Source organism: Bradyrhizobium sp. URHD0069 (assembly GCF_000701345.1).
Taxonomy (GTDB): domain Bacteria; phylum Pseudomonadota; class Alphaproteobacteria; order Rhizobiales; family Xanthobacteraceae; genus Bradyrhizobium.
The window spans coordinates 1-14,876 of sequence record NZ_JNIJ01000073.1 but is presented as its reverse complement, the minus strand read 5'-3'; the positions used below and the strand labels follow the sequence as shown (position 1 = coordinate 14,876).

Sequence of the window (14,876 nt, the reverse complement as noted above, 5' to 3'; positions counted from 1 at the left end):
TGTTGGCACGGCGTCCGACCAAGGTCGCCGCTATCGCACTTGCCAACAAGATTGCGCGAATGGCCTGGGCCATGATGGCCAAGGGCGAGCGCTACAAGCAACCCGTCGCGCTGGCGGCGTAAACGAGATCGCGCCGGTCAATCGGCGTGAGGTGAAGGTTGGGAGGGCGAACAGCACGTAATGCAGAGCCGGTCGATCCGGCGATCAGGACAACCCACTTGTGCCATCGCATCGTCGAATGCGTGTTGTTGACCGGGACCTGATCCGCGGAGGGCATTATGGCCAGCGGTCATGTGAACCGCATCTACAGGCCGAACACATGGCAGCACCGACCAAGCCTGCGAAGTGAAGATTTCTCTTGCCAACTCGGAGCCGTCCACACATGGCACTTCGCGTCATTTCGCTGCGATGCGGAATCTCGTCGCTGCCGGGGCATAGCGGACATTGCTCAAGCTTGCACCAATGAAGCTCAATTTATGAGTAGGCGCCCTAGATCACCCATTGGCGCAACAGGTTGTGGTACAGCGACGTCAGCGAGACCAGGGAGGGATGTTCCGGATGATCGCTGTTGAGGCGAATGATGGACATGTCCAAATCGAACATCATTGCACGCCTCGTTACGTCGGCGATCATGCTCTCGGTCCAGAAAAACGAAGCTAGTCGAGAGCCCCGCGTCACCTTGGTGACGTGATGCAGACTGGTGCCGGGATAGACAATCATGTGCCCGGCCGGCAACTTGATTGCATGGGTACCGTAGGTGTCCTCAACCACCAATTCGCCGCCGTCATATTCCTCAGGCGACGACAGAAACAATGTCGAGGACACGTCGGTGCGAACGCGAAGACCGGTACCTGGAATGGTACGGATTGCATTATCGACATGGGAGCCGAAATTCATCTCACCGTCAGCGTCGTATCTGTTGAACAGCGGCGGAAAGACAGTCTTTGGCAGCACCGCCGACATGAACAGCGAATTGCCTGCAAGCGCCGCAAGAATCGTTTCGCCGAGTTCGCGTGCCTCGGGACTGTTCTCCGGAAGTTGCAGGTTGCGCTTTACCTGCGCCGACTGATGCCCTGCGGTTACCCGGCCGTCGACCCAGTTCGCGCTCTCCATAACATCGCGACAGTGTCGTACCTGTTCGGGCGTGAGTACTTCAGGAATGTGAACCAGCAAGGATGACGTCTCCCTAAAGACTCGGGCCGGCATCTCGCGACGCCAGCCCGACAATTACAATGCAACGGTCAGAATGACGCGCGACCCGACAGTGAGACGTACCGCCCGGCGCCGGGGATCCCGAAGCCCGCACCGGACGCCGAGTCGAAGTAATACTCGTCAGTCAGGTTGTAGACGTTGAGCTGCAGTGTGAAGTTTCGGGTGACCTTGTAGGCAGCCATCGCATCGAAACGCCAGTAATCAGGAATGCGGGCATCGTTGGTCACGCTGGTCCAGCGCGAGTCGACATAGAAGGCGCCGCCACCGATAGTGAATTTTGGTGTGATGTCATAAGTCATAAACACCGAGAAGGAATTGGTCGGCGTCATCGCCAGTTCATGACCGATATTGGCCGCCGTCAATGACTGCAGCAGCCTCGACCTCAAATAGGCGTAACCGCCGGAAACGCTCCACTGGTCCGTCAGTTTGCCGGTGGCGCCGACCTCGAAGCCTTCAACCTGCGACGTACCGATGGCTACGAACATCGGAGCACCAGCCGTGCCTTGATTCTCGTAGTCGTTCTTTTTCTTGATACGGAACACGGCCGCATTGACATTCAGCTTATTGTTCAACAAGTCGGCCTTGGCGCCAATTTCGTCGACCTCCGATTCCACCGGCGTCAATGACTGCTGCCCATTGGGGATGGTCGTGAATTCGGCCGGAGGGTTGGCCGATGTCCCGCGCATATAGTACACGCTGGAGTTAGGCGTCGGATGCAGCACGATGCCAGCCCGATAGCTGAGGAAATCGACATTCGAGTTCAGATCCGTCGGAGCTACTGCGGGGATTGCCGGCCCGCCGGTGAAACGGTTGAAAGAGTAGGTTTGCGCGTCCGCATTGAAGACGTCATAGCGGATGCCGCCCAGCAATTCGAGCCACTCTGTGACCTTCATCTGGTCCTGCGCGTAGAAGCCACGGGCGTTGGCGTCTGAAATCGTCGCGGCTGTTGTGGGAAGGAGCGTACCCGTTACGTAGGGATTGGGATTGGCAACGTTGACGCGATAGGTGTCGCTAAAATTGGTCCTGAATTGTTCACGATCCTCCCGGCTCCACTCCATGCCGACCAGGATGTTGTGCTGCAACCAGCCGGTATTGAGTTTGGCGTTCAAGTCGGTGACGTTGCTGAGCAGCCTGTTGTTGGTCTGGTTCTGGAAGTGGTTGGTGTTGGCGATCCAGATATTGTTCAGGGCGGTCGCTGTCGTAAGCGGGTTTCCCGGCGTGGCCAGTTGAGTGCCGCCCACGGGCGCGTTCCACAAATTCGAGGTCGCCGTGTTGAAGCCGCTAATCTGAACCGGCCGGGTTCGGTTGAAACGGTCGACGGCAGAGTAGCCGGTCAGATTGGTCAACGTCAGGCCGGGCACGAATTCGTGCTCGAACTTGTTGATGAGGTTGTGGGCCTGCGTTTGTTCGACGTCGTCCTGGCCAGGCGTAGCCACCCCGAAATAGGTATTACGCGGGACCGGCGCGGGCTGACGGTATGCCGTACCGAAATAAGAACCCGGCAGCATCGGTATGCCGCGGTCGGCGATGTTGTCATCGTTCTGATAGACGTAAGCCAGCGTGTTCTTGGTCTGATCGTTGATCTGCCACGACACCGACGGCGCGAAGCCGTAGCGCTTGATGTGCACGAAATCACGATCCGCCACATCCGTGTCGTAGCCAACCATGGCAAGGCGCGCTGTGACATCGCCGAACGTCTTGTTGAAGTCGGTCATCACGCGACCGCCGGGCGCTGAAGTTCCGCTGCCTTCCACGACGTAAAAGTCGCGGTTATGCGGCAGCTTCGAAACAATATTGATAACGCCACCCGTCGAGCCACGGCCGAACAGGAACGAGGACGGCCCCTTGTAAACCTCGACCCGATCGATGCTGAAGGCATCGCGCGCGTACCAGCCTGGATCGCGAATGCCGTCTCTGTAAATATCGTTTCTCGCGCTGTATCCGCGAATGTTGATTTGATCGCCCTGAACGCCACCTTCGCCTGCAGTAAACGTGATGCCGGGCACGTTGCGCAGCGCTTCCTGGAGCGAGGTGGTCCGTTGATCCTGCATCAACTGTTGAGATACGACGTTAACGGTCTGCGGCGTATTCAGGAGCGGCGTCGGATACCGCGATAAGCCGGCTTGAGCTGGTGTACGGTAGCCCGCAACACCTGCTCCATCCCCGACAACAGGATTGACCGTTGCGTCGTTGGGATCGGTTGCAACTGCTGGCGCGGGACGCGCGGGCGTACGTCGCACGGTTTGACGCTTGGCTGCCTGGCGCTTTGGCGCGGTTACTCGTACCTGCGGAAGGTCGTCACCGGTGCTCACCGTTTGCGCATCCGCCGAATCGGGGATCAACATCACCGCCGCAATGCCGATTGTCGCCTTGCTCCACGCAATCGTCGAAATCCCACTCGACAGCGTGCTGCCTCCTGACCAACCAGTTTCTTGTTTTTCTGATGAGATAACCATGCCCCAATTCCCCGAAAGCGCTTGTCAACACAACTGCGTGTTTCGGAGGATCTCATCCGTCATAACTTCACTTCATGCAACCGACGCCAGGCGTGAATCGCCTCGCTTTATAGGTCTTCTAGTTAACGAGAGTTCGGGCGATCGAGGGTTCGAGAGAAGTCCGCTTTGTTAAAGTGATTCTAAATTGATTGGTCGGTTCGTCTTACAGCGATTCTAAAATGCTCAAGCGGCTTGCTTCTTTGACTCGGTGAGCCAAGGCGCTAGACCGAAGCCAAGCGGCTTGTTCTTTCCGTCAGCTCCTTGCGGCTGATCCTTCGGCAGGGCCGCAACAAAAAGTTCACGAAATGAAACTGGCTTCAACTGACGTATGCTCGGCGCAATTCAACTCCCGGCGAAAATCACGGTTTTCGGTCACGGCCGTACTGCTGTTGATCGTTGCAGGGGCAGTCGGCTTCGGCCCGACCATTGCTTTTGCGCAATCGCCGCCGCCGGCATCGCCTTCCGCGGTCATCGCAACGCCCGCGAATCAGTCTCCGCCGGTCACGGAACTTGCGCCTGCAAATGCGACTGACGCGGAGCCGGTGCTGCCGCACGATCTGACGCCAACCGGCATGTTCATGGCAGCCGACTATATCGTGAAGGCTGTGATGATCGGTCTGGCCTTTGCCTCAGTCGTGACCTGGTCGGTATGGCTGACCAAGGTGATCGAACTCTTTAGCGCGCGCCGCAAATTGCTGCGTGATCTGCACACCGTCGAACATTCCAGATCGCTCGGCGATTCCTGCGAGAAACTCCGTAACGCCGGCAGCGACATTGCGCTGCTCGCGCGCGCGGCGGCTGGCGAATTGCATCGATCTCGCGACGCGATGAATCACGACGGCGTCAAGGAGCGTGTTGCCTCGATTTTCAGTCGCATCGAGGCCGCATCCACGCGTCGAATGACGCGGGGTACCGGCATTCTCGCAACCATCGGGTCGACCGGCCCGTTCGTGGGCTTGTTCGGAACGGTCTGGGGCATCATGAACGCGTTTATCGGCATCTCGAAATCGCAGACCACAAATCTTGCAGTCGTCGCGCCCGGCATTGCCGAGGCTCTGCTTGCGACCGCGTTAGGCCTCGTCGCGGCCATCCCTGCCGTGATGATCTACAATATGTTCGCGCGCTCGATCATGGGATACCGCGGACTGCTCAATGACGGCTCTGCAGAACTGATGCGCATGGTCAGTCGCGATCTCGATCGGGTTGAATTCTTGCCGCGCCGTCGCGCGGCAGAATAATCAGAAGCAGCGGAGATTGAGATGGCCGCACAGCTTCAGCAAGCTTCGTCGGACGACGAAATGCAGCAGGTTAGCGAGATTAATGTGACGCCGTTCATCGACGTCATTCTTGTTCTTCTGATCATCTTTATGATTGCCGCGCCGCTGGCGACGGTCGACGTGGCCGTTGATCTTCCAGCTTCGACCGTGAAGCGTCAGCCACGGCCGGACAAGCCGATTTTCGTGACACTCAAGGCCGACCGCACCCTCGCCATAGGCGAGACCCCGTTGTCGCGTGATGGGCTTGCGGCATCGCTTAATTCGGTCACTTCGTCAGATCACTCCAAGCGACTGTTTGTAAGGGCTGACAAGACGGTTCCGTATGGCGAGGTCATGACCCTGATGAACGACTTGCGCAGTGCAGGCTACCTTAAAATAGCTCTGGTTGGCCTGGAGAGCGGAGGCGCGCAATGAGTCGGTGTGCCCCTTACCGCGGCACGACCAGAAGGGACCTGCTTCGCTGGAGTATTTGCTTCGTAGCGATACTGTCGCTGCATGGCGCCGTTGCAGCGGCTTTGCTCATGAAACCGATCGAAGGCGACACGTTCGATAGTACGGTTGCTGTCGATGTCGACTTCACAACCGAGTCTTTCAAAGACGCCCAGGCCCGGGACATCGCGCCTGGCGAAGAGCAAATGCAGACGGATGCGGCGCCACCGCCGATGGAGAAGGCCGAACTCAAGGCTGAGGCCAAGGTCGAGCCAGTAAAGGATCCATTGCCAACGCCGGACGAGCCAATGCCGTTGCCGCCGCTTCCCGCGATGGCCGAGCCTGAAGTCGCGCTTGATACGGCTACGCCGAAGGAACAGAAGAAAGAAGAGGAAAAGAAGGAGGACGAGGCAGAGAAGGTGCCGAACGCGGCGCCGCCGGTAGTGGCGGCTTCCGCAACCACAGCGCCAACCGCGTCGGCGGCGCGTACCGCACAACTGGTCAGTTGGAAGCGCCGGCTTGCGCTGCATCTTCAGCGCAACAAGCGCTATCCGCCGGAAGCCCATGCCAAGCGTGAACATGGCATCGTCAAGGTCTCGTTCGTGGTCGATCGGCAGGGCCACATCATGTCGAGCACAATCGCCAAGAGCAGTGGCTCGGACGCGCTCGACCGCGAAACTCTCGCACTATTGCAACGAGCACAACCCCTGCCGACCCCGCCCTCGGACGTCAGCGGCTCTCAGTTCGGATTTTCGGTACCAATCCTCTTCGAATTGAAATGATCCTGCGCTTCGTACAGCGCGCGTTTGGCTTGCCTGCCGACCGGAGGCTGGCGCGTTACAGCCGAACGGCCAGGCAAATTCTCGCAGTTGCTTCCGAGCACCAGTGCTTGTCGCCGGCGGCCTTACTCGAGCGCGTGCAGCGTCTGCGTGAGAAAGCGATGGCGGGCACCGCCCTCGCGGACTTGGCAATACCGATGTTTGCGCTGGCGCGCGAAGCGGCGCGTCGTACGATCGGAGAAGAGCACGTCCCGGAGCAAATCGTCGGGGCCCTGGCTTTGCTGGACGGCTGTATCGTCGAAATGAAGACCGGCGAAGGCAAGACGTTGTCCGCGACGCTGATCTGTGCCTTGCACGGGCTGTCCGGCCGCGGCGCCCACGTCGCCATACCGAACGACTATCTCGCACGGCGTGATGCAAGCTGGATGCGGCCGGTCTACGAGGCGCTTGGGCTTAGGGTCGGACTAGTCACTCAGCAGATGGACGATGATAGCCGCCGCAGAGCCTATGCTTGCGATGTTACCTACGGAGTAGCCAGCGAATTCGGCTTCGACTATCTGCGCGACAACATGAAGTTCTCGCCGGCCGAGACGGTTCAGCGTGGCCATGCCTTTGCGCTGGTCGATGAAGCCGACGCCGTGTTGATCGATGAAGCGGGGATGCCCTTGGCTCTATTTGGTCCGCTTGGCGATCAGTCCGGCTTCTACCAGCTGCTCGATTCCATAGTATCAGCACTGCCACCCGATCACTACGAGATCGGCGACCGCCGCCGTGTCGCGCTGACAGATAAAGGCTATGACGCCGTCGAGCGTGGACTGCGGCGGGCCTCTCTTTTGAAGCCGCAGGTTTCGCTACACGACATCGAAGCGATCTCTCTGTTGCATCACACCATACAGGCGCTACGTGCCCACACGCTGTTGGCGCGCGATCGCGACTACATCGTGCAGGACGGCGCGATTGTCATCGTCGACAAGCATAGCGGGCGGATGATGCCGGGACGACGTTATGATGAGGGGCTTCACCAGGCGCTGGAAGCCAAAGAGGGCTGTATCATCGATGAGGAAACCCGCACCCTGGCTTCGATTACGCTCCAATCGTTCTTCCGGCGCTATGACCAACTGGCGGGTATGACGGGAACTGCTATCGGCGACGTCGATGAGTACCGTCAGGTCTACGGGCTCGACGTCGTTGCAATTCCCACGCACCGGCCGCTGATCCGCTGCGATGAGACGTATCTTCATCAGACGCGTCAGGGAAAGTTAAGGGCTATCCTTGATGAGATCGAACGCGCGAAAGCCAGGCAGCAGCCTGTCCTGATCGGCGCTCTATCGATCGAGCACTCGGACGCGTTGGCCGCGCTCCTTGAGGCCCATGGCTGGAAACAAAATGGCGATTTGTCCGAGAAGAGCTTCACCGTGCTCAATGCCAAGAATCATGCGAACGAAGCGCAAATTATTGCGCTTGCCGGACTGCCCGGCGCGGTAACTATCGCGACCATGATGGCTGGACGCGGTACCGATATTCGCCTTGGCGGCACGCGGAACGATCCGCAACTACGTGATCGCGTCGTCGCAGCGGGCGGACTGTTGGTGATTGGCACGGAGCATCACGAGCATCGTCGATTCGATGCTCAATTGCGTGGCCGTGCTGGCCGGCAGGGCGAGCCGGGCCGCTCGGTTTTTCACGTCTCGCTGGAGGATAATCTGCTGCAGAACCCGACGGCTGCCAGGATAGCGCGTACGGACGATCCCGCTGATCCCGCACTTGCGCTGGATCTTTTTGCGGCTGCCCAAAGACGTATCGAAGCCCGCGGCTTTGACAGTCGCCTGAGCCTGCTCCGCTTCGAAGAGACGATCCAGCGACAGCGCGATTTGATCTATAGCCAACGCGAAAAGATCCGCGACGATCCCGAGCCGCTAACGACCGTCAAGGGTCTCCGCGACGACACTATAGATGATCTCATAGGACGGTTCGCTCCGGCGTCAGGCACTTGGGACAGGACCGGTCTAGACGCCATGGTCCGCTCAATCCTGACGCTGGTTGTGCCAATCGCAGGGCCATCACATAGTCACCCTGCCGCTTCCGCGCTGTTGCAGAAGCGTCTCAGCGCATTGGCAGATGCCTGGATGCAGGGGAAGATCGAATTGCTTGGCAGAGCCGATCTGAACGTCATTCTGCGTCGAATCATGATGGCGATGTTGGATGAACTGTGGACCGAACAGTCGGAGCGGCTGGAACATTTGAAGAGGATGATCGCGGACAGGCGCCTGCCCCGGCACAAGATACTGGCCGAATTTCAGATCGAGGCTTTCACGCTCTTTGAAATAATGATGAAGGAATTTCGTCATGAGGTAACGGCGCATACCATGCGACTAGGAAAATTGCGGCCTTGATATCCTGGCCACGACGCTCACAAAGCGGCATATCAAGTGCGAGTGCGGGCAATGGCTCCGGCAATGATTTGCATTGTCACGCCAACTACCCATCCCAGCATTATCATTATTGTCCAAAAGATGTGCGGATTTTCACGAGACACAATCACACCGACCGATGCAAAAGCCGTCAACGTAGCGAGGAATGTGCCGACGGCACTGAGAAATTCTGTAGAATCAATTTTTCCGCCGGAGCCGCCTCTTGGAGGCTCACCATTTGGTCCATGAAAAGCCAGAGGGGGAGTATCAATTCCCAAGTAGAACGCAATTGCGCCGCCAATCATCATAATGACTATAAAATTTTGAGAAGTGAGCACCGTGATGGTAGAGCCGACATGGGCGGCAACAAACAATCCGCTTGCCGCTCCGGCCATCGCAAGCCCAATGCGTTCCAGGAGGTGGGCAACTTTCCTTACGCGGGATCTCATCATCGTATCCCCACGGAGGGCGAAGACAATAAGCTAGGGCATTTTGGTTCACTTCGGAAGTTCTGTTCGGCCTCCTCGAGGTCAGTTTATGACGCCGAAGCGGACCTTGCGCGCACGACATTCGGTAACGTTCGATCCAGTGGTCCAATGGCCTGAGCGCAGCCGAAGTGCTAAAACAGAGATTCAATAAAACACACGCAGGAGGAACCGGTCATGGCCTCGATCACCGCAATTGCCAAAGATTTTTTTGCCGCTTGCGAGACTGGAAAGGGCTGGGAAGTCTGCAAGCGTTACTGTACTCCAAACGCGACCTTCGCCGCTCAGGCCGAACCGCTTGCAGATATCAAGACTCTTGCGGAATACGCCGACTGGATGAAGGGGGTCATGACGACTATGCCGGACGCCAGCTACGAGGTGAAGTCCTTCGCCACCGATGCCGAACGAAACAACGTCGCTGCCTATGCTGTCTTTTCGGGTACGCATACCGGTCCCGGCGGTCCGTGTGAGCCGACCGGAAAAAAGACGGCTTCGGACTATGTCTACGTGATGCAATTCACCGACGACAAGATCAGCCACATGACGAAGATATGGCATTCTGGTATGGCACTAAAGGAACTGGGCTGGGCTTGAGCGGCAACCACCCGAACGCTTGCAGATTAATCAAAGGCGGACCGCTGATACGGGCCTGGTTCGCCCATTACGTTGCTCGCGCCCGCCCTCGGGTTTAAATCGATCCAAATCAGCGGTTTTCTCCTCAACACATGTGAATGACAGCGAAGGCAACAACATGCGCGACCAGTTCAGCAATGCCCAGCAAATCCGCAAACCGGCTGCGGTCTCCAAAGGCGGCATCGTCGCCGCGCAATCGCGCAAGGCAGCCGAAGTTGGAGCCGAGGTGCTGGCCGCAGGAGGGGACTGCGTGGACGCGGTGGTCGCGACCTCTTTCGCGCTAGGCGTACTCGAGCCTTGGATGAGCGGCATCGGCGGCGGCGGGGCGATGGTGCTCTATCGCGCGCGCGAAAACCGTTATGAGGTGATCGACTTCGGCATGCGAGCGCCCGGCGGCATCCGCCGCGAGGACTATCCGTTGACGGGCGAAGGCGCGGCCGCCTCCGATCTTTTCCCCTGGCCAAGGGTGAAGGACGACCGCAATCTACGCGGTCCCGGCTCGATCGCGGTGCCTGGCGTGGTGGCGGGCGTCGCGGAGGCGCATCGCCGGCACGCGAAATTGCCGTGGCAGGAATTGCTGGGTCCCAGCGTGACTCTGGCCGATCAAGGTCTCTCCGTGGACTGGTGGACAACCCTGGCCATCGCCAGCGCGGCAGCGGATCTGCGGCGTTACCCCGCGAGCGCGGCCGTCTATCTGCAAGACGGACTGCCGCCGCACCCGCAATGGGGTATCAAGGCCAGCGTGCGCCTGCCGCAGGACCGGCTCAAGGCCACACTGGCGCATCTGGCGGTGCAGGGACCTCGCGATTTCTACGAGGGCGACTTGGCCCGCGCCATCGCGGCAGATGTGCAGGCCGGCGGCGGTGCGCTGTCGGTCGAAGACCTTGCGGCCTTCCGCGCCCATGTGCGCGAGCCGCTCGCCGTCCCCTATCGCGGCGGCGTGGTGTACGCGACACCGGAACTCACCGGCGGCCCGACCCTGGCGCATGCGTTGCGTCTGCTACAGGAGGACTTGCAGCCCGCGCGCGGCGAGCCCGGCGCGTCGGCCTACACTGCCTATGCTTTGGCGCTGCAATCGGCCTACCAGGAACGCCTGCAAGGGATGGGCGATGCCGACGGTCGGCGCGCGCTGGGCGCCGAGCAGCTCGCGCCGGCCTGCACCTCGCATTTTTCGGTGGTGGACCGAGAGGGCAACATGGCGGCGGTGACGCAAACCCTGTTGTCGATTTTTGGCTCCAAGTTCGTGCTGCCACAAAGCGGGGTTCTCATGAACAACGGCATCATGTGGTTCGATCCCACGGCTGGCGGCGCCAATTCGCTGGCGCCAGGCAAGCGCTGCCTTACCAACTACACGCCGGTGTTGGCAGAAGCAGCCGATGGCCGACGCCTGGCCCTCGGTGCGTCGGGCGGGCGGCGCATCCTGCCGGCCGTGACGCAGATGCTGTCCTTTGTGATGGACTACGGCATGGATTTGGACGCGGCGATCCACCAGCCTCGCATCGATGCGAGCGAAGGCGCGGTGGTGATCGGCGATGTCCGTCTGCTGGCGCAAGTGCGGGAAGCGTTGCGGGCGCGCTTCGACTACGAAGATGCTCGCGTACAGGCGCAGCCGATGAAGTTCGCGTGCCCGAGCGTGGTGCTGCGCGAGGGCGGGACCAATAGCGGCGCCACCGAGATATTCCAGCCGTGGGGCGACGCGGTGGCGCAAGTCTAGGCTGGCGCATGGTCGGCAGGCGCCGTTGATACGAGCAGGACACGAAAAGGTGAAACCTTATTGCCCAATCGTTTGGGCGCCGCGGGTTTTCGGGCGAGGAAACCGTTTTACCTTCTTATACGTTATCGTGCCCCGCGTAGCTGATCGCAATCTCGCCAACTGCTTGGTGCCATGTGTCTATCGTAGCCATCGAGAGCAGGAGACCACTTGATGTTTATCGCCATGAACCGGTTTCAGGTAGCCAAGGGCTCGGAGGCTGCTTTCGAGCACGTCTGGATCTCGCGCGACAGTCATCTCGATAAGGTGCCGGGCTTCGTGGAGTTTCACCTTCTCAAAGGCCCCGAAGCCGAAGATCACACACTTTATGCTTCCCACACGGTTTGGAAAAACCGCGCCGTCTTTGAAGCGTGGACCAAGTCAGAGGCGTTCCGGGCAGCGCATCACAAAGCCGGCGACAACAAGCCGCTCTATCTCGGGCATCCGCAATTCGAGGGGTTTGAGGTTTGCCAGACGGTGGGGCGCGGCAAGGCTGAGGTGGCGTGAGGCTTGCGCCCAGAGCAGCCGGCGTGCGGAAGTTCCAGATGAATGTCCGTGATCGGGGGAGATGAACCGGACGGGACGCGAACATGCCGCTTTCTCGCTAAGTTGACCCATCTCCGACATTGGGCCGAGCCCGCATTTCAGCCCAATTGGGCTGTTCCTCGCTCGCCTCTTCACCGCAAAGTGCTAGATTTAAGTGTATCCTGGACGATCGAATGACGCCGCGCGAGCTCATCGTTTTCGTCGGCGCCTCGGCTTCATCTCGCCGGAACCAAAAAAGAGCGAAGGCTCGCCACCAGCGCAAGGGAGGACATCACCATGCTCGACAAAGCTCCAAATGGGAAAGTGTCTGATCTGCTCGACGCGCTCGACAAGGCGCTATCCCACGGCGACGTGGAGCACGCCGTCGGTCTCTTTCAGGCGGACTGCTACTGGCGCGACCTCGTGACCTTCACCTGGAACATCAAGACAATGGAGGGCAGGGAACAGGTTCGCGACATGCTCAAGGCGCGGCTCGCCGATACGAAGCCGTCGAACTGGAAAATTGCGGACGGCGAGGAAGCTTCGGAAGCGGATGGAATTACGGAGAGCTGGATACAATTCGAAACCGACGTCGCTCGCGGCTTTGGCCACATGCGTCTGCGGGACGGCCGGATATGGACGTTGCTGACAACAATGAGCGAACTCAAGGGGCACGAAGAGGCAGTTGGCTTCGACCGTCCCATGGGCGCCAAACACGGCGCCGAACGGAATCGAACGACGTGGAAGGAAGATCGCGAGGCGGAAGCTGCTGAACTCGGTTACTCGCGTCAGCCCTATTGCGTCATCGTCGGTGGCGGTCAGGGCGGCATCGCGCTCGGAGCGCGGCTGCGCCAGCTCAATGTGCCGACGATCATCATCGAAAAAAACCAAAGGCCCGGCGACAGCTGGCGCAAGCGCTACAAGTCACTCTGCCTGCATGATCCGGTCTGGTATGACCATCTGCCCTATCTGCCCTTTCCCCGGAACTGGCCCGTCTTCTCCCCGAAGGACAAGATCGGCGACTGGTTGGAGATGTACACAAAGGTGATGGAGCTCAATTACTGGGGCTCGAGCGAATGCAAGAAGGCTTCTTACGACGAGAAGACCCGCGAATGGACCGTTATCGTGCAGCGCGACGGCGAGGAAATCGTCCTAAAGCCGAAACAGCTCGTGCTAGCGACGGGAATGTCAGCCAAGCCCAACACGCCGAAATTCGAAGGCATGGATATTTTCAAAGGCGATCAGCACCATTCGTCGCAGCATCCTGGGCCGGACAAATACAAGAACAAGAAAGCCGTTGTGATCGGCTCGAACAATTCCGCCCACGATATCTGTGCCGCGCTCTGGGAAGCCGGAGCGGACGTCACGATGGTCCAACGCTCGACGACCCATGTTGTGAAGTCGGACTCGCTGATGGAGCTCGGATTGGCCGCGCTTTACTCCGAACAGGCGGTCCAGTCTGGAATGACGACGGCCAAGGCCGACCTCATCTTTGCTTCACTGCCTTACAAGATCCTGCACGAGTTCCAGATCCCGGTTTATAACGCGATCAGGGAACGCGATGCCGACTACTACAAGCGTCTCGAGAAGGCAGGCTTCCTGCTCGATTATGGTGACGACGACTCCGGTCTGTTCATGAAATACCTAAGGCGCGGATCAGGATACTACATCGATGTCGGTGCTTCGGAACTGATTGCCAATGGCAGCGTCAAACTGAAAAGCGGCGTCGACGTCAAAAAACTCGCGGAACACTCCGTCATCTTGAGCGACGGGACCGAGTTGCCGGCCGATCTGGTCGTTTATGCCACCGGCTACGGTTCGATGAACGGCTGGGCCGCGGACCTGATCTCGAAGGAAGTCGCCGACAAGGTTGGCAAGGTCTGGGGACTGGGCTCGAACACGACCAAAGACCCCGGCCCGTGGGAAGGCGAGCAGCGCAACATGTGGAAGCCGACACAGCAGGAGGCGCTTTGGTTCCATGGCGGCAACCTGCACCAGTCACGCCACTACTCGCAGTTTCTGTCCCTGCAGTTGAAGGCGCGAATGGAAGGCATCCCCACACCGGTTTACGCTCTTCAGAAGGTCCACCATCTTAGTTGATGGGCTTATTGGATTCCTGGTAGTGTCTCAGTTTGAAATTTGAAGGCCTTGACGGCCCGTCGTCCTCCTGCCGCAAGCTGTGGTAGGCTTGGCCGGGTACTGGCAATGGACGCGGAAGCGGCAAAAATGCCTGCGGTTCGTCGGCCTTACACAAAATGACAAAGACTGCCAACTGAGGCGGCACCTCACAAAAAATATGTGGGGAGGTGAACATGTTCCGTTGGAGTTTGCGACAAAAGGCCAACAGCATCGCTGTTCGAACTCCAGGCTTTGGGAAGTTGCTTTCCCTGACTCTGCCGAGGGCTCAGGTGTTCCAAGTGGCTTACGCCATGCGGGCTTGGGGAAGCGCAGAAAGTGGTTCAGGCGTTGGTTCGGAGCTAGCTGCCACGGAAAACGTGAGCGCCTATCTTCCCGAACTGTTTCAGCGATACCAGGTGTCCAAGTTCCTGGATGCACCGTGCGGTGACTGGAACTGGATGAGGCGAGTTGACCTCTCCGGCGTCGACTATGTCGGTGCCGACGTCGTTTCCGCCGTAGTCGCCAAGAACAACCAGCAATACGCCCGTTCCGGCGTGCGATTTATCCATGCCGATCTCACTAAAGATGATCTACCCGCCGTCGACATGATCTTGTGCCGCGATTGTTGGGTCCACTTATCGTTCCAAGACATTGCAGCGATCTTGAAGAACTTTCGACGTACCGGAGCGACATGGTTATTGGTCTCCAACACACCTAGCCAAGACAGCAATCAGAACAAGCTCACGGGTATTGACTGGCGAC

Annotated in this window: 12 protein-coding genes and 1 pseudogene; 10 read left to right on the top strand and 3 right to left on the bottom strand. The window is 59.0% G+C overall.

Features of this window, described 5'->3' with window-relative positions; all coding sequences use genetic code 11:
- Positions 1 to 122: pseudogene (locus N554_RS42390) on the top strand (IS110 family transposase); the annotation flags it as partial.
- Between the two features lie 367 nt (positions 123 to 489).
- Here the strand turns inward: N554_RS42390 and N554_RS0128700 are convergent.
- Both N554_RS0128700 and N554_RS0128695 read right to left on the bottom strand, forming a co-directional pair.
- A complete protein-coding gene (locus N554_RS0128700) occupies positions 490 to 1,173 on the bottom strand; it encodes a Fe2+-dependent dioxygenase (protein WP_029586624.1) in 684 nt (227 codons plus the stop codon).
- A 68-nt stretch (positions 1,174 to 1,241) separates the two neighbouring features.
- A complete protein-coding gene (locus tag N554_RS0128695) occupies positions 1,242 to 3,668 on the bottom strand; it encodes a TonB-dependent receptor (protein ID WP_029586623.1) in 2,427 nt (808 codons plus the stop codon).
- A gap of 344 nt (positions 3,669 to 4,012) precedes the next feature.
- On the opposite strand from N554_RS0128695, the gene exbB reads away from it, so the two are divergent.
- The 4 genes from exbB to N554_RS0128675 all read left to right on the top strand — a co-directional run bounded on the left by exbB (position 4,013) and on the right by N554_RS0128675 (position 8,585).
- A complete protein-coding gene (gene exbB, locus N554_RS0128690) occupies positions 4,013 to 4,945 on the top strand; it encodes a tonB-system energizer ExbB (RefSeq protein ID WP_051677764.1) in 933 nt (310 codons plus the stop codon).
- Between the two features lie 21 nt (positions 4,946 to 4,966).
- A complete protein-coding gene (gene exbD, locus N554_RS0128685; RefSeq protein WP_029586621.1) occupies positions 4,967 to 5,398 on the top strand; it encodes a TonB system transport protein ExbD in 432 nt (143 codons plus the stop codon).
- Positions 5,399 to 5,505: 107 nt separating this feature from the next.
- The gene (locus N554_RS0128680) at positions 5,506 to 6,195 is read left to right on the top strand and encodes an energy transducer TonB (RefSeq protein WP_245283744.1); all 690 of its coding nucleotides are present in this window, start codon (positions 5,506 to 5,508) and stop codon (positions 6,193 to 6,195) included.
- Positions 6,192 to 8,585, top strand: coding sequence for a preprotein translocase subunit SecA (locus N554_RS0128675; RefSeq protein ID WP_029586619.1), 2,394 nt, complete (start codon positions 6,192 to 6,194; stop codon positions 8,583 to 8,585). Before N554_RS0128680 ends, N554_RS0128675 begins: the two co-directional genes overlap by 4 nt.
- A gap of 32 nt (positions 8,586 to 8,617) precedes the next feature.
- Here N554_RS0128675 and N554_RS0128670 read toward each other — a convergent pair whose 3' ends face one another.
- Positions 8,618 to 9,052: a hypothetical protein gene (locus N554_RS0128670; protein WP_029586618.1), complete on the bottom strand. Its 435-nt coding sequence runs from the start codon at positions 9,050 to 9,052 to the stop codon at positions 8,618 to 8,620.
- Positions 9,053 to 9,265: 213 nt separating this feature from the next.
- Here N554_RS0128670 and N554_RS0128665 point away from each other — a divergent pair, with 213 nt between their 5' ends.
- The 5 genes from N554_RS0128665 to N554_RS0128645 all read left to right on the top strand — a co-directional run.
- Positions 9,266 to 9,682 carry an ester cyclase gene (locus tag N554_RS0128665; protein ID WP_029586617.1) on the top strand — a complete coding sequence of 139 codons (417 nt, stop codon included), beginning with the start codon at positions 9,266 to 9,268 and terminating at the stop codon, positions 9,680 to 9,682.
- A 157-nt stretch (positions 9,683 to 9,839) separates the two neighbouring features.
- On the top strand, positions 9,840 to 11,435 hold the full coding sequence (locus N554_RS0128660) for a gamma-glutamyltransferase family protein (RefSeq protein WP_029586616.1): 1,596 nt from the start codon (positions 9,840 to 9,842) through the stop codon (positions 11,433 to 11,435).
- A 210-nt stretch (positions 11,436 to 11,645) separates the two neighbouring features.
- Complete coding sequence (locus N554_RS0128655; RefSeq protein WP_029586615.1) at positions 11,646 to 11,978, top strand: antibiotic biosynthesis monooxygenase family protein; 333 nt, start codon at positions 11,646 to 11,648, stop codon at positions 11,976 to 11,978.
- A 315-nt stretch (positions 11,979 to 12,293) separates the two neighbouring features.
- The gene (locus N554_RS0128650) at positions 12,294 to 14,096 is read left to right on the top strand and encodes an NAD(P)/FAD-dependent oxidoreductase (protein ID WP_029586614.1); all 1,803 of its coding nucleotides are present in this window, start codon (positions 12,294 to 12,296) and stop codon (positions 14,094 to 14,096) included.
- Positions 14,097 to 14,308: 212 nt separating this feature from the next.
- Positions 14,309 to 14,876, top strand: a 568-nt coding sequence (locus N554_RS0128645; protein WP_156042164.1) for a class I SAM-dependent methyltransferase, incomplete at its 3' end; no start/stop codon positions are given.

Excerpts from the sequence above, each read along its gene's own strand:
- N554_RS0128695 (WP_029586623.1), bottom strand. The coding sequence starts at position 3,668 with ATGGTTATCTCATCAGAAAAACAAGAAACTGGTTGGTCAGGAGGCAGC.
- exbB (WP_051677764.1), top strand. The coding sequence starts at position 4,013 with ATGAAACTGGCTTCAACTGACGTATGCTCGGCGCAATTCAACTCCCGG.
- exbD (WP_029586621.1), top strand. The coding sequence starts at position 4,967 with ATGGCCGCACAGCTTCAGCAAGCTTCGTCGGACGACGAAATGCAGCAG.
- N554_RS0128680 (WP_245283744.1), top strand. The coding sequence starts at position 5,506 with ATGAAACCGATCGAAGGCGACACGTTCGATAGTACGGTTGCTGTCGAT.
- N554_RS0128675 (WP_029586619.1), top strand. The coding sequence starts at position 6,192 with ATGATCCTGCGCTTCGTACAGCGCGCGTTTGGCTTGCCTGCCGACCGG.
- N554_RS0128670 (WP_029586618.1), bottom strand. The coding sequence starts at position 9,052 with ATGAGATCCCGCGTAAGGAAAGTTGCCCACCTCCTGGAACGCATTGGG.
- N554_RS0128665 (WP_029586617.1), top strand. The coding sequence starts at position 9,266 with ATGGCCTCGATCACCGCAATTGCCAAAGATTTTTTTGCCGCTTGCGAG.
- N554_RS0128660 (WP_029586616.1), top strand. The coding sequence starts at position 9,840 with ATGCGCGACCAGTTCAGCAATGCCCAGCAAATCCGCAAACCGGCTGCG.
- N554_RS0128655 (WP_029586615.1), top strand. The coding sequence starts at position 11,646 with ATGTTTATCGCCATGAACCGGTTTCAGGTAGCCAAGGGCTCGGAGGCT.
- N554_RS0128650 (WP_029586614.1), top strand. The coding sequence starts at position 12,294 with ATGCTCGACAAAGCTCCAAATGGGAAAGTGTCTGATCTGCTCGACGCG.